12 protein-coding genes are annotated in these 21340 nt (G+C 72.0%); 6 read left to right on the top strand and 6 right to left on the bottom strand.

Annotation, left to right across the window (positions count from 1 at the left end; translation table 11 throughout):
- On the top strand, window positions 1-1044 hold the full coding sequence (locus EL338_RS08165) for a sulfate/molybdate ABC transporter ATP-binding protein (protein ID WP_126333296.1): 1044 nt from the start codon (window positions 1-3) through the stop codon (window positions 1042-1044).
- Window position 1045: 1 nt separating this feature from the next.
- Here EL338_RS08165 and EL338_RS08170 read toward each other — a convergent pair whose 3' ends face one another.
- From EL338_RS08170 to EL338_RS26895, 4 genes are all read right to left on the bottom strand, one after another.
- Complete coding sequence (locus EL338_RS08170; protein ID WP_126333297.1) at window positions 1046-1780, bottom strand: sirohydrochlorin chelatase; 735 nt, start codon at window positions 1778-1780, stop codon at window positions 1046-1048.
- Window positions 1759-2472, bottom strand: coding sequence for a phosphoadenylyl-sulfate reductase (locus tag EL338_RS08175; RefSeq protein ID WP_126333298.1), 714 nt, complete (start codon window positions 2470-2472; stop codon window positions 1759-1761). Before EL338_RS08175 ends, EL338_RS08170 begins: the two co-directional genes overlap by 22 nt.
- Before the next feature lie 7 nt (window positions 2473-2479).
- Complete coding sequence (locus EL338_RS08180; RefSeq protein WP_276005601.1) at window positions 2480-4174, bottom strand: nitrite/sulfite reductase; 1695 nt, start codon at window positions 4172-4174, stop codon at window positions 2480-2482.
- 124 nt (window positions 4175-4298) lie between these two features.
- Window positions 4299-4556: an Ms4527A family Cys-rich leader peptide gene (locus EL338_RS26895; RefSeq protein WP_353961623.1), complete on the bottom strand. Its 258-nt coding sequence runs from the start codon at window positions 4554-4556 to the stop codon at window positions 4299-4301.
- Between EL338_RS26895 and hemW the strand changes: the two genes are divergently transcribed.
- The gene (hemW, locus tag EL338_RS08185; protein WP_126333299.1) at window positions 4489-5664 is read left to right on the top strand and encodes a radical SAM family heme chaperone HemW; all 1176 of its coding nucleotides are present in this window, start codon (window positions 4489-4491) and stop codon (window positions 5662-5664) included. The genes EL338_RS26895 and hemW overlap by 68 nt on opposite strands.
- A gap of 1 nt (window position 5665) precedes the next feature.
- On the opposite strand, the gene EL338_RS08190 is transcribed toward hemW, so the two are convergent.
- Window positions 5666-10858: a type I polyketide synthase gene (locus EL338_RS08190; RefSeq protein WP_126333301.1), complete on the bottom strand. Its 5193-nt coding sequence runs from the start codon at window positions 10856-10858 to the stop codon at window positions 5666-5668.
- A gap of 117 nt (window positions 10859-10975) precedes the next feature.
- Window positions 10976-12649: a (2,3-dihydroxybenzoyl)adenylate synthase gene (locus EL338_RS08195; RefSeq protein ID WP_126333303.1), complete on the bottom strand. Its 1674-nt coding sequence runs from the start codon at window positions 12647-12649 to the stop codon at window positions 10976-10978.
- 107 nt (window positions 12650-12756) lie between these two features.
- Here EL338_RS08195 and EL338_RS08200 point away from each other — a divergent pair, with 107 nt between their 5' ends.
- From EL338_RS08200 to mbtD, 4 genes are read left to right on the top strand one after another with little or no spacing between them, the layout of a single operon-like run.
- Complete coding sequence (locus tag EL338_RS08200; RefSeq protein ID WP_126333305.1) at window positions 12757-16290, top strand: non-ribosomal peptide synthetase; 3534 nt, start codon at window positions 12757-12759, stop codon at window positions 16288-16290.
- Entirely contained in the window at window positions 16287-17030 is a 744-nt protein-coding gene (locus EL338_RS08205; RefSeq protein WP_126333307.1) for a thioesterase II family protein, read from the top strand. The genes EL338_RS08200 and EL338_RS08205 overlap by 4 nt, the downstream gene beginning before the upstream one ends.
- Window positions 17027-18346 carry a beta-ketoacyl [acyl carrier protein] synthase domain-containing protein gene (locus EL338_RS08210; RefSeq protein ID WP_126333309.1) on the top strand — a complete coding sequence of 440 codons (1320 nt, stop codon included), beginning with the start codon at window positions 17027-17029 and terminating at the stop codon, window positions 18344-18346. The genes EL338_RS08205 and EL338_RS08210 overlap by 4 nt, the downstream gene beginning before the upstream one ends.
- Entirely contained in the window at window positions 18343-21318 is a 2976-nt protein-coding gene (gene mbtD / locus EL338_RS08215) for a mycobactin polyketide synthase MbtD (protein ID WP_126333311.1), read from the top strand. Before EL338_RS08210 ends, mbtD begins: the two co-directional genes overlap by 4 nt.
- The last annotated feature ends 22 nt before the right edge of the window (window positions 21319-21340 follow it).

The following is a 21340-nucleotide window of genomic DNA, read 5'->3' on the forward strand; positions in this document are numbered from 1 at the left end:
ATGACCGAGAACGCCATTTCGGTAGTGGGCGCCAACAAGCGCTACGGGAGTTTCACCGCCCTGGACAACGTCGACTTCGTGGTGCCCACCGGCTCGCTGACCGCACTGCTGGGGCCCAGCGGCTCGGGCAAGTCGACGCTGCTGCGCGCCATCGCCGGCCTCGACGAGCCCGACACCGGGTCGATCACCATCAACGGTCGCGACGTCACCCGGATCCCCCCGCAGAAGCGCGGGATCGGGTTCGTCTTCCAGCATTACGCGGCGTTCAAGCATCTGTCGGTGCGCGACAACGTGGCCTTCGGGCTCAAGATCCGCAAGAAGCCCAAGGCCGAGATCAAGGAGCGGGTCGACAACCTGCTCGAGGTCGTCGGGTTGGCCGGGTTCCAGAACCGCTATCCGAATCAGCTCTCCGGCGGACAGCGGCAGCGGATGGCCCTGGCCCGCGCGCTGGCCGTCGACCCGGAGGTGCTGCTGCTCGACGAGCCGTTCGGCGCGCTGGACGCCAAGGTGCGCGATGACCTGCGGACCTGGCTGCGGCGGCTGCACGACACGGTGCACGTCACCACCGTGCTGGTCACCCACGATCAGGCCGAGGCGCTCGACGTCGCCGACCGCATCGCTGTGCTCAACAAGGGCCGCGTCGAGCAGGTGGGCTCGCCCACCGAGGTCTACGACCAGCCCGCCAACGCGTTCGTCATGTCGTTCCTGGGCACGGTTTCTTCGCTGAACGGAATCCTGGTGCGCCCGCATGACATTCGCGTCGGGCTGAACCCGGACATGGCCGTCGCGGTCGACGATAGCGCGGAGGCCGCAGGCGTCACCAAGGCCACGATCGACCGGATCGTGGTGCTCGGCTTCGAGGTGCGTGTGGAGCTGACCAGCGCGGTCAACGGCGCGCCCTTCACCGCGCAGATCACCCGCGGCGACGCCGAGGCGTTGAATCTCGCGGCCGGCGACACGGTGTACGTCCGGGCCACCCGCGTGCCCCCGATTGCGGGCGACGCCCAGACCGCGCCCGCGCAGGCCGTGAGCCTGCCGAGCTGAGTCAGGCCGCGACCCGCTGATCCAGGGCCGCGTCGTAGCGATCCAGCACCGTGGCCGCGACCAGGTTGTGCGAGCCCAGCGGCTCGGCCACGGTAATCCCTTGGCCCGCAGCGTAATCGAGGATGCGGTCGGTGATGCGGCCGTGCGCCAGGAACCAGGGCGCGATCACCACGCGGCGCGCACCCGCGGTCCGCAGCCGCAGCGCGACCTCGGCCAGGTTCGGGTTCGGGCCCGCGGCGAAGGCGGTACGCGCTCCGGCCCAACGGGTTCCGGCGAGCAGCATCTTGGCCACCGTCGCCGTCCGGGCGTTCGCCAGGTCGTTGGACGAGCCCACCGACACCACCATCACGCCGATCTCGTCGTCGTCGCCGGATACCCCGGCCTCGCTGAGCCGCTGGCGCAGCACCGTCAGCAACGCCGGGTCCTCGCCGAGCACCGGGGCCTGCAGCACGTCGGCGCCGGCGGCGTCGATCATCTCCGGGATGTCCACCCGCGCGTGGAAGGCGTCGGCCAGCAGCAGCGGCGACACCACCGCGGGCCGGTCCAGCGAGACGAGCACGTCGCGCAGGTTCGGCGCGTTCTGCTCGCAGAACGCCACCCGCACATCGAGTTCGGGGCGCAGCCGACGGATCCGGCCCGCCACGGCGTGCGTCACCGCCGGCGAGCGCGGATCGGCGCTGCCGTGGGCGGTCAGGACAAGGGTGGGGGACCAGGTCACGAAGCGTGCAGTCCGCATTCGGTCTTGGCCTGCCCCTGCCAGCGTCCGCTGCGCGGATCTTCACCCGGCGCGGGCTTGGCGGTGCACGGTGCGCAACCGATCGACGGGTAGCCCTCGTCGACCAGGGTGTTCACCAGAATGCCGTTGGCCTCGATGTAGTCCTGCATCTGCTCGTCGGACCAGGCGGCGATCGGGTTGATCTTCACCAGGCCGAACGCCTCGTCGAACGAGATCAGCGGGGCGTTGGCGCGCGTCGGCGCCTCAACCCGGCGGATGCCGGTCACCCACGCCGAGTAGCTGGACAGCGCCTTCGACAGCGGCTCCACCTTGCGCATCCGGCAGCACGCGGCGGCGTCGCGCGCGAACAGGTCCTTGCCGTGCAGTTCGTCCTGCTCGGCGACGGTGTGCTCGGGCGTGACGTTGACGATCTTGACGTCGTAGACCAGCTCCGCGGCATCGCGGGTGCCGATGGTCTCGGCGAAGTGGTAGCCGGTGTCGAGGAACAGCACGTCGACCCCGGGCCGCACCTTGGCCGCCATCTCCACCAGCACCGCGTCCTGCATGTTCGACGCCACCACGTAGTGGCCCGCGAAATGCTCGTCGGTCCAGCGCAACAACTCCTCGGCGCCGGCGCCCTCCAGTTCCGCGGCCCCGCGGGCGGCAAGCTCCCGCAGTTCACTTTCCGTGGTGTGGTTTGCCTCAACAGTCATCAGCGTCTCACTTCAAATCGTCATCGTCGGCCCGAACGGCCCACTCTGCGAAACGCTCTTGGCTGCCGCGTTGTTTCACGAAGTTGCGCACCACCCGCTCGATGTAGTCACCGAGCTCGCTGGCCAGCACCTTGTGGCCGCGCAGCTTGCGGCCGAAGCCACTGTCGAGCCCCAGCGCGCCGCCCAGGTGCACCTGGAAGCCCTCCTCGGGGCCGTCGCCGTCGTCGACCATCTGCCCCTTGAAGCCGATGTCGGCGACCTGGATGCGGGCGCACGAGTTGGGGCAGCCGTTGATGTTCACCGTGACGGGAACGTCCAGCTGGGTGTTGAGGTCCTCGAGGCGGCGCTCGAGTTCGGGCACCAGATGCTGGGCGCGCCCGCGGGTGTCGGCGAAGCTGAGCTTGCAGTACTCGATGCCGGTGCAGGCCATCAGGTTCTTGCGCCAATGCGACGGGCGGGTCTCCAGACCCAGCGCGTCCAGGCCGTCCCGCAGCGCGTCGAGTTTGTCGTCGGCGACGTCGAGGATGATCAGCTTCTGGTACGGGGTGAAGCGGATGCGGTCGGAGCCCGCCGCGGCGGCCAGGTCGGCGACCTGGGTCAGCAGCGTGCCGGTGACCCGGCCCGCGATCGGCGCCACACCCACGGCGTTCAGGCCGTTCTTGGTGCGCTGCACGCCGACGTGGTCGACGGTGTGCTTGACCGGCTCGGGCGCGGGCCCGTCGATCAGCGGCCGCTTGAGGTACTCCTCCTCGAGCACCTTCCGGAACTTCTCGGTGCCCCAGTCCTTGATCAGGAACTTCAGCCGGGCCTTGGACCGCAGCCGGCGGTAGCCGTAATCGCGGAACACCGAGGTGACGCCCTCCCAGACGTCGGCGACCTCGTCCAGCGGGACCCAGGCGCCGAGGCGCTGGGCCAGCATCGGGTTGGTCGACAGCCCGCCGCCGACCCACAGGTCGAAGCCGGGGCCGTGCTCGGGGTGGTGCACGCCGATGAACGACACGTCGTTGATCTCATGGGCGACGTCCTGCAGGCCCGAGATCGCGGTCTTGTACTTGCGCGGCAGGTTCGAGAACGCCGGGTTGCCGATGTAGCGGCGCACGATCTCGTCGAGCGCGGGGGTGCCGTCGATCACCTCGTCGAGGGAATCGCCGGCCAGCGGGGAGCCCAGCATGCCGCGCGGGCAGTCGCCGCAGGCCTCCATGGTCTGCAGGTTGTGCTCGGCCAGGCGACGCCAGACCTCCGGCACGTCCTCGATGCGCAGCCAGTGATACTGCAGGTTGCCGCGGTCGGTGATGTCGGCGCTCTCGCGGCAGAAGTCGATGGAGATCTGGCCGAGGGTGCGCAGCGCGGCCGCGGACATGGCGGCCCCGTCGGTGCGCACCCGCATCATGAAGTACTCGGCTTCCAGCAGGTCGGCGTTGTCGTCGCCGGTCCAGGTGCCGTCGTAGCCCTCGGTGCGCTGGGTGTAGAGGCCCATCCAGCGGAACCGGCCGCGCAGGTCGTCCTTGGCGATGCTCGAAAAGCCCTGCTTGGAGTAGACGTTGATGATGCGGTCGCGCACGTTCAGCGCGTCGTCGTCGAGCTTGAACTGCTCGTTGTGGTTCAGCGGATCGCGTTCGCCCAGCGCCCACTGCCCCTCGGAGCGGGGCTTTTTGGCGGGCCGGGCCGCAGCCTTCTGCGGGGCTTCGGTGATCTCGGTCAATTGATGCTCCTCATATCAAGGAGCTGGCGATCGGTGTGCGCACATCTACCGGTGGCTGTTCCGGCAGCGCAGGTCCGGTGGCCAGCTGTACGTACAGGTGGGCAGGGCTTCCGAAGTCAGCGCGTTACGGCAGACAAGAACAGGTACAAACGCGCTTGAAATCGACATGCCGACGCGCCACCAGAGAAACTCGGTGGGTCAAGCTGCGTACGGCGGTCACGCGGCCATTCTGCCATGAACCACCCGCGACCTCCCAATCAGGCCAGATTTCCGCTCGCGGTGAACGAAACCCATCGTCTGGGACACTGGCGATCATGACGATGCGGGCGCTGCAGGCCTCCTCGCCCGAGTTCGAGCTGACTCGCGGTGGGTCGTTCGGCATCTACGTGCATGTGCCGTTCTGCGCGACGCGCTGCGGTTACTGCGACTTCAACACCTACACGCCGGGCGAACTCGGGGGTGCGACGCCGCAGGGCTGGCTCGAGGCGGTGCGGGTGGAGTTGGCGCTGGCCGCGCGGCGGCTGTCCGGTCCGGCGGTCGACACGGTGTTCGTCGGCGGCGGGACCCCGTCGCTGCTGGGCGGGGCCGGGCTGGCCGCGGTGCTCGACGCGATCCGCGCCGAGTTCACCCTGGCCGCGGACGCCGAGGTCACGACCGAGGCCAACCCGGAGTCGACCTCGCCGGAATTCTTCGCCGGCATCCGGGCCGCCGGGTTCACCCGCGTCTCGCTGGGCATGCAGTCGGTGGCCCCGGCGGTGTTGCGGGTGCTCGACCGGGTGCACTCGCCGGGTCGCGCGTTGGACGCCGCCCGCGAGGCCCAGGCCGCCGGCTTCGAACACGTCAACCTGGACCTGATCTACGGCACGCCCGGCGAGACCGATGACGACCTGCGCCGGTCGGTGGCCGCGGCGTTGGATGCCGGCATCGACCATCTGTCGGCGTACGCGCTGGTGGTCGAGGACGGCACCGCGCTCGCGCGCCGGGTGCGCCGCGGGGAACTGCCGGCGCCCGACGACGACGTGTTGGCCCGGCGTTACGAACTGCTCGACGGCTGGTTGGCCCAGGCCGGGCTGCGCTGGTACGAGGTCTCCAACTGGAGCCGCCCGGGTGCGGAGTGCCGGCACAACCTGGGCTACTGGGGCGGCGGCCAGTGGTGGGGCGCCGGGCCGGGCGCGCACGGCTTCATCGGCGATACCCGGTGGTGGAATGCCAAGCACCCCAACGCTTATGCGCAGATATTGGCCGACGGCGCGCTGCCGATCGCGGGCTTCGAGGTGCTCGACGCGCGGGACCGGCACGTCGAGGACGTGCTGCTGCAGATCCGGATGCGCACCGGCCTTCCGCTGACGCTGCTCGACGCCGACGAACGTGGGCGCGCCCGGGCCGCGGTGGCCGACGGCCTGCTCACCGAGGCGGATCGGCGCCTGCGCCTGACCGACCGCGGCCGACTCCTCGCCGACGGCGTGGTGCGCGACCTGCTGTCGGACTGAGTCAGGAGACCGAGACGCCCTCTTCGGCGGTCGCCGAGGAGATCTCGTCATCGAGCAATTCGATGATGCGCGCGGTCACCGCCGCGGCGGTCGGGTGCTCCCACAGCAGCGTGGGCGGCAGCGACAGGCCGGTCTGCTTCTCGAGCTGCCGCCGCAACGACACCGTCATGATCGAATCGACCCCGATCTCGACCAGCGGAAGCCGGGTGTCGACGCTGTCGGCGGGCAGCCCGAGTTCGCCCGCCACCGCCGAGAGCACCTGTTCGGCAACCCATTCCGGGGTGTCCATGTCGCCGGGACCGACGGGTCCCGCGGGTGCGTCGTCGGACGCCGCGGATTCGGCGACCGCGGCGGCCGCCACGTCGGCCAGGATCGGCACCGACACCGCGTCCGGCAGCACCGGCAGCACCACCGGGTTCGCCTGTCCGGACCGCATCGCCACGTCCAGTGCGCGCATCGCGTCGTCGGCGCCGATGGTGTCCATGCCCAGCGCATCGAGTTGGGCGGCAACGAATCCGGAGTCCGAACCCATGCCGAGTCCGCGCCACGCGGTCCACGCCACGCTGGTGGTGGCGTCGCCGAGTTCGCGGCGGTGCCGCGCCAACGCATCCAGGAACGCGTTGCCGCAGGCGTAGGCGCCCTGCCCCGGGAAGCCGGCCAGGTAGCCGCACGACGAGAACAGCACCATCCAGTCCAGCTGCCCGGGCGGGAACATCTCGTGCAGGGCCAGCGCGCCGTCGACCTTGGGGTGCATGGTCGTGGCGATCTCGTCGATGGTCGTATTCGCCAGGAACACACCGGCTTCCACGCCCGCGGCGTGCACGACGCCGCGCACCGGCGGCAGTTCGGTCAGCAACTCGCGCAGTTGCTCGGCCGCGCCGTCGGCGGCGATGTCCAGCCGCGAGACGTGCACCGAGACCCCGCGTTCCTCCAGCGCGGCGACGGCGCGGATCTGCTGCTGGTTCTCGGCGGTGTCCCAGGTGGCGCGCGACGGCAGGCCGGAGCGGGACAGCAGCACCAGCCGGCGCGCACCCAGATCGGCCAGCCGTTCGGCCATCCGCAGGCCCAGCACGCCGGTGCCGCCGGTGATCAGGTAGCTGCCCGCCGGTGAGCATTCCATCGGCGTACCGGTGGCGGATTCGAGGTTGCCCAGCCGGGCGGTGAGCGCCACGCCGTCGCGCACGACCACCACGGCGTGGCCGGCCAGGGTGGCCAGCGCCCCCAGCGGCAGGTGTCGGTCGGCGAGGTCGAGCACCCCGCCCCACAGCTGCGGGTGTTCGGTGGTGGCGACCCGCGACAGGCCCCACAGCGGCGAGCGGTCGAAACCGCAGCCCTCGTGCACGCGCTGGGTGAGCGCCCACAGGCGCGCATCGATGCCCTTGTCCAGCAGGTGTTTCAGGGTTCCCAGCACGGTGTCCACCGCGTCGAGTGCGCTGTGCTCGGCGTCGGGCAGCACCAGCACGATGGCATCCGGGCCCAGATCGGCCGGGAGGTCGGCCGGATCGGCGTGCACGCTGGCGCTCACCCGCGCGGCGGCGAGGTCGCGTTGGCACCAGCTGCGCGTCTCGGCGTCGCCGCCGACCAGCGCCACGTGCGCCGGCCGGGCCTGTTCGGCGTACTCGGTGGGGTGCCAGTTGACCTGGTGCAGCACGCGATTGACGTCGCCGGCGGCGTTCTCGAGTTCCTCGAACGCCATCCCGGTGAGCACCACCAGCGGGGTGCCGGTCAGGTCGGCGATGACCACGTCGGTGCAGGTCGTCCCGGGCCGGCGCTGCACATGCAGCAGCACCGAATCCGACGGTGCGGCAAGGATGCTCACCCGTTCGATGCGGGCCGGCATGCGCAGCCGGGGCGGTCCGTCGAACACGGTCGAGGCCACCGAGGTGGCCGCGTCCAGCAGGCCGGCCCAGGTGTCCGGCCGGGAGCCGTCGGGATTGGCCCGCACCTGCGCGAGGAATTCGCCGTCGCCCTGGCGCAGATCCACCACCTGCCAGCCGAAGCCCATCTCGGCCACGCCGAGCGTCGCGAGCCGCTCCACCACGTAGTCCGGTGCCAATTCGGTGCCGCAGCGGGCCCGGACGGCCTGCTCGTCGAGCGGGGCGACGTCGGGACGCGGGTCGGCGGCGACCAGCGCGGTCGAGTGCGTCAGCCAGCCACCGACGCCGGGGTCGTCCTCGCTGACCAGGCGGCTGGCGATGCTCAGCGCCTGATCCTGCAGCACCACCTGCACGTCGCGGGTGCGCGCGGGCGCCACCGGGGTGCGCAGGTGCACATCGGTGACATCGCCGCCGGCCGCGGTGTGAAAGGTGTTGAGCAGCACGGCCGCCGGGATGATCTCGGTGCCCTGCACGGGGTGGTTGGCGGGGTAGGGCCGCGTCGCCATGTCGAGGCGGGTCTCCCAGACCCGGGCCGGCACGCCGCCGGTGATCTCCAGCGGACCGCCCAGCAGGGTGTGGCTGTGCACATCGTGCAGGCCGCGCCCGGCCGGGGGCGTGCTCGGCGTGCGCCAGAAATGTCGGTGCTGCCACTGGGTGCCGGGCAGATCGTGGGCCCACGGGCGCGATGCCGCCCCGTGGTCCACCGGGGCGCCGTGGCAGTGCAGCGCGGCCACGGCCGCGGCGACGCTGCGGACGGGAGACTGCTCGCGACGCAGCACGCCGACGGCGGCGTGTTCGTCGATCCCCAAGTGCAGCAACGTTTCCACGACGGAATGCGACACCACCGGGTGCGCCGAGACCTCCAGGAACAGGCGATGGCCGTCCTCGGCGGCCGCGGTGACCGCCTCGGCGAAGCGCACCCGGTCCCGCAGGTTGGCCACCCAGTAGTCGGGGCCGCGGGCCACCGTCGAGCGCGGGTCGGCCAGCGCGGTGGTGTACAGCGGCACCCGCGCGGGCCGCGACGGCGGCAGCGCGCCGGTGAGCCGGCCGAGTTCGCCGGTCAGCGCGTCCATGGCCGGGCTGTGGAAGGCGACGTCGGTCTTCACCCGGCGCACCATCACGCCGGCCTCGGACCAGTCGGCGGCGATCTGTTCGACCGCCCCCTGGTGCCCGGAGATGACGGTGGACGTCGGTGAGGAACTGATGGCCGCGACGACGTCGGTGCGCTCCCCGAGGCGGCGCGCCGCCTCGTCGAACGGCAGTTGCACCAGCGCCATGGCCCCCTGACCCAGCACGGCGCGGAAGCCGCGGGCCCGGTAGCACGCCACCGCGGCGCCCTGGGCCAGGTCGAACACCCCGGCGGTCACGCAGGCGGCGACCTCGCCGACCGAATGGCCGATCACCGCGGCCGGTTGGGCCCCGCGCCGGCGCAGCACCGCCGCCAGGCCGACCTGCATGGCGAAGGTCAGCGCCTGGACCTGATCGGTGCCGCCCAGTTCACCGGTGCTCAGCGCGGCGCGGGCGGAGAAGCCCAACTCGGCGCCGAAGATCGGATCGATCTCGTCGACGACCGCGGCGAAGGCGGGTTCGGTGGACAGCAGTTCGCGGCCCATCTCCGGCCAGTGCGAGCCGTGCCCGGAGAACACCCACACCGCGCCGTCGGCGGCCTTGGGCAACACGTGGCCGACGACGACGTCCGGGTCGCGGATGTCGTTGGCGAGGGCCTGTAGTCCTGCGACCAACTGCGCGCGGTCCTCGGCGATGACGGCGGCCCGCACGGATTCGTGCGAGCGGCGTGCCCACAGTGCGGCGGCCACCTCGGTGAGCCCGAGCGGATGTTCCGTGAGATGTGTTGCCAGCGCGGCGGCCTGGGCCGCCAGGCGCGTCTGCGAGCGCGCCGAGACCGGCACGATGACCGGCTCTGAGACCGGCCCCGCGAGCGGGTGCGGAGCCGGCGGGGTCGCGGCGGCCGGCGCCTCCTCGAGCAGCACGTGGGCGATGGTGCCGCCGTAGCCGTAGCTGCAGACCGCGGCGCGGCGCGGGCGATCCGCGCGCCGCGGCCAGGCCTCGGCCTCGGTGGGGACCCGCAGGCCGGTGTCGGCCCAGTCCACCGCGGGGGTCAGCGTCTGGATGCCGGCGGTCGGCGGAATGGTCTCGTGGTGCAGGGCCAGCACGGCCTTGATCAGGCCGACGGCCCCGGCGCCACCCTCGAGGTGACCGGTGTTGGGCTTGACCGAGCCGATGCGCGCGGGATCGTCGTCGGGGCGCGCCGCGCCGTAGACCTCGGCCAGCGCGCCCACCTCGACGGGATCGCCGGTGGGGGTGCCGGTGCCGTGCGCCTCGATGAAATCGACGGTTGCGGGGTCGACGCCGGCGGTCTGGCAGGTCAGCCGGAACAGGTCGGCCTGCGCGGCGCCGTTGGGGGACATGATCCCGACGGTGCGACCGTCCTGGGCCACGGCTCCGCCGCGGACCACGGCCAGCACCCGGTCGCCGTCGCGTTCGGCGTCGGTGAGCCGCTTGAGCACCACCACCGCGGCGCCCTCGCCGCGGCCGTAGCCGTCGGCCGCGGCGTCGAAGGTCTTGCAGCGCCCGTCGGGGGCGGTGGCGCCGGCTTGGTCGAGCACCCGGGTCAGCCCGGGCCCGATCAACGCGCTGACGCCGCCGGCCAGCGCCAGCGAGGTCTCGCCGGCGCGCAGCAACTGGCAGGCCTGGTGCACGGCCACCAGCGAGGCCGCGCAGGCCGCGTCCAGCGCCACGCTGGGTCCGCGCAGATCCAGCAGGTGGGAGACCCGGTTGGCGATGCCGCACAGCGAGGTGCCGATCCCGGTCCACGCCTCGATGCCGGGCAGGTCCTCCATCAGCAACTTGCCGTAGTCGTCGGAGTTGACGCCCATCAGCACCGCGGTGTCGGAGCCGGCCAGCGCCCGGGGCGGCACCCCGGCGTGCTCGAGGGCCTCCCAGCTGACCTCGAGGGCCAGGCGCTGCTGCGGGTCCATCAGTTCGGCCTCGCGCGGCGAGACCCCGAAGAATTCGGCATCGAAGCCGGCCAGGTCGTCGAGGAACGTGCCCAGCGTGGTGGTCTCGCTGAGCACCGCGGCGTTGCGCGGGTCGCGCCGCAGGTAGGGCTCCCAGCGTTCGCTGGGTACCTCCCGCACGGCGCTGCGCCCCTCGAGCAGGAACTGCCAGAACTGCGCGACGGTGGTGAGGTCGCCCGCGAGGCGACAACCGATGCCGACGATGGCGATCGGTTCCGGAGTGGCGGCGCTCACAGTTGGCTGTGAAACCGCTTCGTGTAACTGGCCGTTCGTGTTCATGTCAGTGAGAGTCCAAGTGCGCCAAGGGGTTTTGAGCAGGCCGAATGGACCTCGCCCGAGGTCGATCTTGGCATGTCGACCCGTCGAATTGGGGGCTACATCCGTGCGGTACCGGTGTCATTTGTCCACCAGGGCGGCGATGATCTGTTTCTTGTCCACCTTCCCGACGGCGGTCTTGGGCAGCGACGGCATCGGGGCCAGCAGGTCCGGCTTGGTGTGCGCGGAGACCCCGCGCTCGTCGAGGAACCCGTTGAGTTCCGCCAGGGTGATCGGCGGCCCCTTGAAAACCACGGCGGCACAGATTTTTTCGCCGAGGTACTCGTCGGGCAGCGCGACCGCGGCCGCTGCGGCGATCTTCGGGTGGGTGTGCAGGTGCTCCTCGAGGTCCGAAGCCGACACCGTCTCCCCGCCGCGATGGATGACGTCCTTGATGCGGCCGGTGACCTCGACGTAGCCGGCGCGCGGGCCTTCGGTGAAGATCCGCACCCGGTCCCCGCTGCGGTAGAAGCCGTCCGGGCTGAAGGACCGGGCGTTGGCCTCGTCGGCGCGGTAGTAGCCGTTGAGCGTGTAGGGGCCGCGGACCAGCAGTTCCCCCTCCTCGCCGGGGGCCACCTCGATGCCGTTCTCGTCGACCACCCTCATCTCGTCGTGCGGCGACATGGGCCGGCCCTGCACGTTGTCGACGACGTCGATCGGGTCGCCCGGGCGGGTGAAGTTCAGCATGCCCTCGGCCATGCCGAAGATCTGTTGCGTGCCCGGCGAGAGGTTCTCCCGGATGAAGCGGGCCTCGTCGGGCATCATCCGCGACCCGCCGACCTGGACCACCCGCAGCGACGTCGGCAGCACCGGTTCCCAGTCGCAGGCCTGCGCCCACAGCTTGGCCAGCGCGTTGACCAGACCGGTGAGCGTCACCTGGTACTTGTCGATCAGCGCGAAGGCGGCCTCGGGGGACGGATCGTCGGTGAAAACCGTTGTGGCGCCGACGGTCATCGAGCCCAGCAGGCCGGGGCAGGCCAGCGGGAAGTTGTGTCCGGCCGGCAGCGCCACCAGGCACACGTCGTCACCGGTCATCCCGTAGGCCTGGGCGCACGCGATCGCGTTGTAGCGGTAGTCGTTGTGGGTGCGGGGGATGAGCTTGGGCAGACCCGTGGTGCCGCCGGAGACCAGCAGCAGCGCGGGCAGGGTGGCGTCGACCGGGGCGGGCTCGGGGAGGGGTCCGGCATAGTCGGTGACCGCCGACCACGGGCGAAAGTCGCCGGGTTCGCCGTCGACGAGGATGTGGGTCAACCGGGGGTGCTCGGCCACCAGCCGACCGGCCATGTCGCGGAAGTCGAACCCGCCGGCCCGATCGGTGATGACCATCCCGACCGCGCCGCTGACCTCGGCGAAATGGCCCAGTTCGGCGGTGCGGTGACCGGTCAGGCACATCACCGGAACAGCGCGCGCGCGCAGCAGGCCGAACAGCGCCACCGCGAACCGGCACGAGTTGGGCAGTTGCAGCAGGATTCGGTCGCCGGGGGCGATGCCCTGGGCGGTCAGCCCCGCGCCCACCCGGTCGGCCAGCGCGTCGAGTTCGGCGAAGGTGTAGCTGGTGCCCGCGTCAGCAATCGCGGTCCGCTGCGGCCAGCGGGCCGCGGCCTCGCTCAGCAGGGTGTCCAACGGCTGATCGGTCCAATATCCGGCCTGCCGGTAGGTTTCCGCCCGGTCGGCCGGGAAGGGGACGAATCCCGTTCGGAGGTCGTCGATTTCGTTATCGACGGCGTGCTGCGTGTTCGGTGTTCCTGTACTCATCCCGTACCAATACCGCCCTTCCGGGTAGGTGTGTCGGGACGATCATATATAGGGTAGCCTCCTCAAAGTTAGGGCAGCCTTTACTAAAACTTTGGGAGGGTCGATAAGTGGGTCGCTCCGCGACGAGTTCCCAGACCGTACACCAGCAGGTCGCAGAACTGCTCGGTGTCAGCCCGGACACGTTGGACCCCGAAGCCGACCTCATCGCTTCCGGTCTCGACTCCATTCGGATGATGTCGCTGTCCGGACGCTGGCGGCGACAGGGTATCGACATCGGTTTCGCCGCGCTGGCCGAGACGCCGACCGTGGCCGCCTGGACCCGGCTGGTCGCCGAGCGCACCGAGGACGTCCCCGCCGAACCGGCCGAGGCGCCCCGGGACGCCGACGGCCCCCAGGGCCCCGACGGCCCCCAAGACCTCGACGACGATGAACCGTTCCCGCTGGCGCCCATCCAGCACGCGCTGTGGCTGGGTCGCAACGAGGAGCAGGCCCTCGGCGGCGTCGCCCCCCACCTGTATGTCGAATTCGACGGGGAGGGCGTCGACCCGCGGCAGTTGCGCGTCGCCGCGGCCGCCCTGGCTCGTCGCCATCCGATGCTGCGGGTGGACATCCTGCCCGACGGCACCCAGCGGATCAGCGACCGCACCCTGCCGGTCACGGTGCACGACCTGCGCGACCTCGACACCGAGGCCGCGCACGCCCGGCTCGAGGAGATCCGGGACGCCAAGTCGCATCAGATCCTGCATGGCGAGGTCCTGGAGATCTCGCTGTCGCTGCTGGCCGATGGCCGCACCCGGCTGCACGTCGACATGGACATGTCGGCCGCCGACGCCGTGAGCTACCGCAACTTCATGGCCGACCTGGCGGTGTTCTACCGCGGCGAGGACCTGCCGGAATTGGGCTACACCTACCGGCGCTACCGCTCGGCGCTGACGGCCTCGACCTCGGTGTCCGAGGAGGACCGGCAGTGGTGGGCCGAGCGGGTGCCGCACCTGCCGGAGCCGCCGTCGCCGCCGCTGGTCCCGCCGTCGGAGCAGGCCAACCCGCGGCGCAACACCCGCCGCTGGCACTTCTTCGACGCGGACATCCGCGAGGCGCTGTTCGCCTCGGCGCACAAGCGCGGCATCACCCCGGCGATGGCGATCGCGGCCTCCTACGCCGGGACGCTGGCCCGGTGGTCGACCAACTCGCACTTCCTGCTCAACCTGCCGATGTTCGGCCGCGAACCCTTCCACCCCGACGTCGACAAGCTGGTCGGCGACTTCACCTCGTCGCTGATGCTCGACGTCGACCTGACCGGCGCGGACAGCGCGGCCAAGCGGGCCCGCGCGGTGCAGGAATCGCTGCACACCACGGTCCGGCACGCCAGCTACTCCGGGCTGTCGGTGCTGCGCGACCTCACCCGGCACCGCGGCGTGCCCACGTTGGCGCCGTTCGTGTTCACCAGCGCCCTGGGCCTCGGCGACCTGTTCGCCGGCGATGTCACCGATCAGTTCGGCAAGTGCGTCTGGCACATCTCGCAGGGCCCGCAGGTGCTGCTGGACGCCCAGGCCACCCCGTTCGACGGCGGCCTGCTGATCAACTGGGACGTCCGCGAGGACGCCTTCCGGCCCGGCGTGGCCGACGCGATGTTCGCCCACCACGTCGACGAGCTGATCCGGCTGGCCCGCGACGACGCGGCCTGGGATGCGCTGGACATCACCGCGGTGCCCGGACAGCAACGCGAGGTGCGGGACGCGCACAACTCGCAGACGGCTCCGCTGAGCGGAGATGCGCTGCACGACGGGTTCTTTCGCGCTGCCGCCGCCACCCCGGACGCCCCGGCGGTGTTCAGCAGCCTCGGCGACCTGACCTACGCCCAGCTGCGCGAGCAGGTGCTGGCCGTGGCCGCGACGCTGCGCCACCGCGGCGTCGGGCCCGGCGACGCGGTGGCAGTGATGGGACCGAAGAACGCCGAGCAGATCCCGGCGCTGCTGGGCATCCACGCCGCCGGCGCGGTCTACCTGCCGATCGGCGTCGACCAGCCCGAGGACCGGGCGACGCGCATCCTGGCGAGCTCCGACGTGCACTCGGTGCTGTGGTGCGGCGAGGCCACCGCGCAGACCGCCGCGTTGCCGGTCCCGGCGCTGACCGTCGCGGAGGCCATCGCGGCCGGCCGGACGGCGGCCGAGGGCACCGAGCCGGCGACGGCGGCCCCCGACGACATCGCCTACGTCCTGTTCACCTCCGGCTCCACCGGCGAACCCAAGGGGGTGGAGGTCAGCCACGGCGCCTCGATGAACACCCTCGAATTCATCAACCGGCACTTCGAGATCGGGCCGGCCGACCGCTGCCTGGCGCTGTCCACCCTGGAATGCGACATCTCGGTGCTCGACATCTTCGGCATGTTGCGCGCCGGCGGCTCGATCGTCGTCGTCGACGAGGACGACCGCCGTAACCCCGACGCCTGGGTCCGGATGATCGACGAGCACCAGGTCACCGTGTTGCACTGGCTGCCGGGTTGGCTGGAGATGCTGGTCGCGGTCAACTCGGACCGGATCTCCTCGGTGCGGGTCGTGCCGACGGGCGGGGACTGGGTGCGCACCGAGATGGTGCGCGCGCTGCGGTCCCAGGCCCCCGGCGCGCGTATCGCCGGCCTGGGTGGCGCCACCGAGACCGCCACCCACAACACCATCTGCGAACCCGGTGAGCTGCCGGCCCAGTGGGCCGCCGTCCCGCTGGGCGTGCCGCTGCCCAACAACAAGTGCCGGGTGGTCGCGGCCGACGGTTCGGACTGCCCCGACTGGGTGCCCGGCGAGTTCTGGGTCGGCGGGCGCGGCATCGCGCGCGGCTATCGCGGCCGGCCCGACCTGACCGAGGAGCGCTTCGTCGAATACGACGGCACCACCTGGTACCGCACCGGGGACCTGGCGCGCTACCGGCCCGACGGCACACTGGAATTCGTCGGCCGCGCCGACCACCGCGTCAAGATCAGCGGCTACCGCGTGGAACTCGGCGAGGTCGAGGGCGCGCTGAACCGCCTCGACGCCGTCGACGGCGCGGTCGCCGCCGTGGTGCCGGTGGCCGGCGACCCGCGTCGCGAGCAGCTGGCCGCGTTGGTGGCGATCACCGATCCGAACCTGACGGCAGCTCAGATCGCCGAGGCCATCGCGGGATTCGTTCCGCCGCACATGGTTCCGGACCTGATCGAGCTCGTGGAGGCGATTCCCTACACGGTCGGCGGCAAGATCGACCGCCGCGGTGCGGCCGAACGCCTGGCCGCCGCGGCCGAGCGGCGCGGCGCGGCGCAGGGCCCGGCCCACCGGGCGCCCGCCACCCCGCTCGAGCGGGCCCTGGCCGACATCACCGCGAGCCTGCTGGGTCTCGACTCGCTGGGCGCCGACGACGACTTCTTCGCCCTGGGCGGCGATTCGGTGCTGGCCACGCAGTTGGTCGCCCGCACCCGGGCCTGGCTGGACACGCCGACGGTGATGGTCGCCGACATCTTCGCGGCCCGGACCGTGGCCGCCCTGGCGACCCTGCTGCAGGGCCGGGAGGCGGGCAGCGACCGGCTCGAACAGGTCGCCGAGGTGTACCTGGAAGTGGCGGACATGGAGAGCTCCGAGGTCGCCTCCGCGCTCGACTCGGCGGCGGCACCGTGAGCACACCTTCCGACGTCGAGTTCCAGCCCTGGGTCAAACGCTTCGAGGCCGCGGGCGCGGCCGGGTCGACCGTGATCTTCCCGCACGCCGGGGGTGCGGCGGCCGCCTACCGCACGCTGGCAAAGGCCCTGGCGGACAAGGGCGTCAACGCCTTCATCGTGCAGTATCCGCAGCGGGCCGACCGGCTGGCGCACCCCGCCGTCGACGGCGTCGACGAGCTGGCCCGCCAGCTGTTCGAGGCGGGTGAGTGGGGCCGGGTGGGCGCGCTGAGCCTGTTCGGCCACTGCATGGGTGCGGTGGTGGCGTTCGAGTTCGCGCGGCTGGCCGAGGAGCACCACATCGCGGTGGACCGGCTGTGGGCGTCGGCCGGACAGGCCCCGTCGACGGTCCCCGAGGTGTTGCCGCTGCCCAGCACGGACACCGACGTGATGGCCGACATGGTCGACCTCGGCGGGACCGACCCCCGACTGCTCGAGGACGAGGACTTCGCCGAGCTGCTGATGATGGCGGTCAAGTCGGATTACCGTGCGCTCAGCGGTTATTCGTGTGCCCCCGACGCGCGGATCAGCGCCGACATCCACGCCATCGGCGGCACCCGCGACCACCGGATCCGCCCGCACTGGCTGCAGAACTGGGCCTCCCACACCACCGGCGGATTCACCCTCTCGCACTTCGAGGGCGGCCACTTCTACCTCAACGACCACCTCGACGCGGTGACGGAGCTGGTGAGTAGGAGATGACCGCCGGTCGGATCAACAATCCTGGCGATCCGCATGACGCCGTGGTGATCGTGGGCATGGCGGTCGAAACCCCCGGCGGCGTCGCGACCGCCGACGACTACTGGAGCCTGCTCAGCGAACAGCGTGAGGCGCTCGGCCCGTTCCCCACCGACCGCGGTTGGGCGCTGGCCGAGTTGTTCGAGGGCTCCCGCCGCGAGGGCTTCAAGCAGATCCACAACCTCGGTGGATTCCTCACCGGCGCCGCCGAGTTCGACCCCGAGTTCTTCGGCATCTCGCGGCGCGAGGCCACCGCGATGGACCCGCAGCAGCGGGTGGCGTTGCGGTTGGCGTGGCGCGCCATCGAGAACAGCGGGATCAATCCCGACGACCTGGCGGGCCACGACGTCGGCTGCTACGTGGGCGCCTCCACCCTGGAGTACGGCCCGCCGCTGAGCGAGTTCTCCCACCACAGTGGGCATCTGATCACCGGCACCTCGCTGGGCGTGATCTCGGGGCGGATCGCCTACACGCTGGATCTCGCCGGGCCGGCGCTCACCGTCGACACCTCCTGCTCTTCGGCGCTGGCGGCCTTCCACACCGCCGTCGGCGCCCTGCGGTCCGGCGACTGCGACCTCGCGCTGACCGGCGGGGTCTGCGTGATGGGCAGCCCCGGCTACTTCGTCGAGTTCGCCAAGCAACACGCGCTCTCCGACGACGGGCACTGCCGCCCCTACAGCGCGCACGCCACCGGCACGGTGTGGGCCGAGGGGGCCGCGATGTTCCTGCTGCAGCGCAAGTCCGCCGCGCAGCGCGCCGGCCGGCCGATCCTGGCCGAGGTGCGCGCCAGCGCGCTGAACTCCGACGGCCGCACCACCGGTCTGACCGCCCCGAGCGAAGCGGCCCAGGCGCGGTTGTTCCGCCGCGCGCTGGACCAGGCCGGGCTGCAACCCACCCAGGTCGACGTCGTCGAGGGCCACGGCACCGGCACCTCGCTCGGTGACCGCACGGAACTGCATTCGCTGGCGGCGACCTACGGGGCCACCGCGCCCGGCGCCGGGCCGGTCCTGGGTTCGGTGAAGTCCAACGTCGGGCACACCCAGGCCGCCGCCGGGGCGCTCGGCCTGGCCAAGGTGCTCATCGCCGCCGAGCGCGGCACCATCCCGCCCACCCTGCATGTCGACGAGCGCAGCGGTGAAATCGACTGGGACAGTCAGGGTCTGCGGCTGGCCGAGAAGTTGCAGCCGTGGCCCGCGACGAACGGTTCCCGGATCGCGGCCGTGTCGGCGTTCGGCATGAGCGGGACCAACACCCACGTGATCGTGGAGATGGCCCAATGACGCGTATCCCGAGCTGGCCCGACGGCCGCGTCCCGGTGCTGCTGAGCGCGCACGCCGAGGATCTGATCGCCGCCGACGCGCGGGCCATCGGCCGGTACCTGGGCGGCGGCACCGAGGTCGGCGTCGCCGAGGTGGCCGCACAGTTGCTGCGCACCCGGCGGATCCGGCGCTACCGGACGGTGGTGCGCGCCGCCGGTCTCACCGAACTGACCGCGGGCCTGGATGCCGTCGCTCGCGCCGAGGCGCACCCGCTGGTGGCCACCGCGACGGAGGCGAGCGCACCGCGCGTCGCGTTCGTCGTCCCCGGGCAGGGCGGTCAGCATCCCGGCATGGGTGCCGACGCCTACCGGGCGCTGCCGGGCTACCGGGACGCGGTGGACACCTGCTGCGCCGCGTTCGCGGCCGCGGACCGCGCGACGCCGCTGCGCTACCTGACCGAGGTCGACGACCCGGAGTCGTTCGCCGAGATCGAGATTCAGGGCGCGCAGTTCACCCACGCGGTCGGGCTGGCCGCGGTCTGGCGCCACCACGGCATCGTCGCGGACCTCACCGTGGGCCACAGCCTCGGCGAGATCGCCGCGGCCTACCTCGCCGGAGTCATCGACCTGCCGGCCGCGATCGGCGTGGTGGCCGCGCGCGCCGGCGTCGTCGACAAACTGACCGGCGACTACGCGGTCGCGGCGCTGGGCATCACGCCGGCGGCGGCCCGCGAGCTGATCGCCGAAACCCCGGGCTGGCTGGAACTGTCGGTGATCAACGCCAGCAGCGCCGTGGCGGTATCGGGGGAGGCCGAGGCGGTCACGGCCGCCGTCGCCCGCGTGCGCGAGCGGGGTCAGCTGGGCCGCGAGATCACCGTCAATTTTCCCGTGCACACCAGCGTGCTCGAGCCGCTGCGGAACTGGGTGCAGGCGCAGCTGCCCAAGCCCGACGAGGGTGGCCGGTTCGCCGAAAGCCCGGTGCAGTTCATCGGCGGGACCACCGGGGCGGTCGTCGAGCCCAGCACCGGGTTCGCCGACTACTGGTATGACAATCTGCGCAACACGGTGCGCTTCGATCACGCCGTCCAGGCGGCGATCGACTGTGGCGCAACGGTGTTCATCGAGCTCTCCGGCCATCCCGCGCTGCTGCACGCCGTCGCCGAGCGTGCGGCGGACTCGGCCGTGCTGGTCGGCACGGGCCACCGCGACGCCCCGGCGGCCGAACAGTTCAGCGCCAACCTGGCCGCCGTCGCGGTCGCCGACCCCACCCACCGGTGGCGGGAACTCGGCGCCGACGCGCCGCCGGCGTCGCCGCTGCCGCATTTTCCCAACGCGCCGATGCGGGCGACCCCGCTGTGGGCCCACCGGGAACCGCTGGAACCGATCGCGGCGCTGACCGTCGCCGGCGAGACGTGGCGGCCGCTCACCGAAGCTCCCGTCCGCCCGGCCGCGGCGCCGCGGCCGGCGGTGCTGCCGCTCGGACCGGAGTCGGCGCTGGCCGCCGCGCTGCGCACCAGCCTGGCCGATGCCGGGGTGACCGAGACGGATCCGGCCGAGGCCGAGGTGCTGGTGCTCGTCGCCCCCGACGCGCACGACACCGATCCGGTGGCGGCGGCGACGACCCTGACCGAACTGGCCGAGGCCGGAGGGTTGCGCCTGGCCGACCGGATCGGGCCCGCCTGCCGCGAGGTATGGCTGGTCACCGCCGGCGCCGAGCAGGTCGACGCCACCGACCCGGTGCCCGCGCCGGTGCCCGCCGCGCTGGCCGCCGCGGTCCGCAGCATCGGTCTCGAACACCCCGAGCAGAGCTTCGGGCACGTCGACGTGCTGGGCGCGGAACCGCCCGCCGCCGCTGCCGCCGTGCTCGACACGGTGCTGGCCGGCCCGGGAACCTTCGCGCTGCGCTGGTCGGCGGGGGCGCCGCGCCGGTACCGACGCGATCTGGACCTGTTCGGCGGGTCGACGGTGCACGCGCCGGACCTGCCGCTGGACACCGGCCTGCTCGACGACGTCGTGATCACCGGCGCCGCCGGGGCGATCGGCACGCACTACGCCCGGCACCTCGCCGAACGCGGCGCGCGGCGCATCGTCATGGTCAGCCGCCGCGGTGCCGACCCCGCCCTGATCACCGAACTCGGGCAGCGGTACGGCACCGAGATCGTCTCGGCCGCCTGCGATCTCACCGACGCCGCGCAGCTGGCCGCCGTCGCCGCGGCACTCAGTGGCGACGGCGCCTCCCTGATCGTCCACGCCGCCGGCGCGGCCACCTTCGGGCCCGCGACGCAACTGGACGGTGCTGCCTTCGCGCACACCCTGGCCGCCAAGGTGACCGGCCTGGCGCGGCTGATCGAGCACTGGCCGCGGCGCGCCGACTGCCGGATGCTGTTGTGCTCCTCGATGTCCGCGGTGTGGGGCGGGCAGGGCCACGCCGCGTACTCGGCGGCCAACCGGATGCTCGACGTGCTGGCCGCCCAGGAGCGTGCCGCGGGCCGGCGCTGCACCGCCGTGCGGTGGGGGCTGTGGCAGGCCGGCGCCGACGGGATCGTCGACACCGCCGAGATCACCCAGATCGAGCGGTCCGGGCTGCGCCAGATGGCGCCCGACCTGGCGATCGCCGCCAGCCTGCGCGACTACACCCTGGACCCGATGGTGCTGGCCGCCGACCCCGACCGGCTGCGGATGTTCCTGGCCGGAGTCACCGGTGCGGCCGCCGAGACACCCACCGCCACAGCCGATTCGGCCGACCTCGACGGCGCGGATACCGCGCAGGTGGTGCGCACCCACCTGGCCGCCGTGCTGAGCGCGGGCCCCGACGACCTGGACCTGTCCGCCTCGCTGTTCGACCTGGGCGTCGACTCGCTGCTGGCGCTGGACCTGCGCAAGCGGCTCAAGCGCAGCCTCGGGCACACCGTCGGACTGGCCCGCCTGCTCAGCGGCATCACCGGCACCGAACTTGTCTCCGACCTCGACGCCGCGTCGAGCACGACCCGATGAACTACAGAAAGCGAATCTCAGC

The sequence above is a fragment of the Mycolicibacterium chitae genome, from assembly GCF_900637205.1.
GTDB classification, from domain to species: Bacteria; Actinomycetota; Actinomycetes; order Mycobacteriales; family Mycobacteriaceae; genus Mycobacterium; species Mycobacterium chitae.

Excerpts from the sequence above, each read along its gene's own strand:
- EL338_RS08195 (WP_126333303.1), bottom strand. The coding sequence starts at position 12,649 with ATGAGTACAGGAACACCGAACACGCAGCACGCCGTCGATAACGAAATC.
- hemW (WP_126333299.1), top strand. The coding sequence starts at position 4,489 with ATGACGATGCGGGCGCTGCAGGCCTCCTCGCCCGAGTTCGAGCTGACT.
- EL338_RS08170 (WP_126333297.1), bottom strand. The coding sequence starts at position 1,780 with ATGCGGACTGCACGCTTCGTGACCTGGTCCCCCACCCTTGTCCTGACC.
- mbtD (WP_126333311.1), top strand. The coding sequence starts at position 18,343 with ATGACGCGTATCCCGAGCTGGCCCGACGGCCGCGTCCCGGTGCTGCTG.
- EL338_RS08210 (WP_126333309.1), top strand. The coding sequence starts at position 17,027 with ATGACCGCCGGTCGGATCAACAATCCTGGCGATCCGCATGACGCCGTG.
- EL338_RS26895 (WP_353961623.1), bottom strand. The coding sequence starts at position 4,556 with ATGCCGAACGACCCACCGCGAGTCAGCTCGAACTCGGGCGAGGAGGCC.
- EL338_RS08175 (WP_126333298.1), bottom strand. The coding sequence starts at position 2,472 with ATGACTGTTGAGGCAAACCACACCACGGAAAGTGAACTGCGGGAGCTT.
- EL338_RS08165 (WP_126333296.1), top strand. The coding sequence starts at position 1 with ATGACCGAGAACGCCATTTCGGTAGTGGGCGCCAACAAGCGCTACGGG.
- EL338_RS08190 (WP_126333301.1), bottom strand. The coding sequence starts at position 10,858 with ATGAACACGAACGGCCAGTTACACGAAGCGGTTTCACAGCCAACTGTG.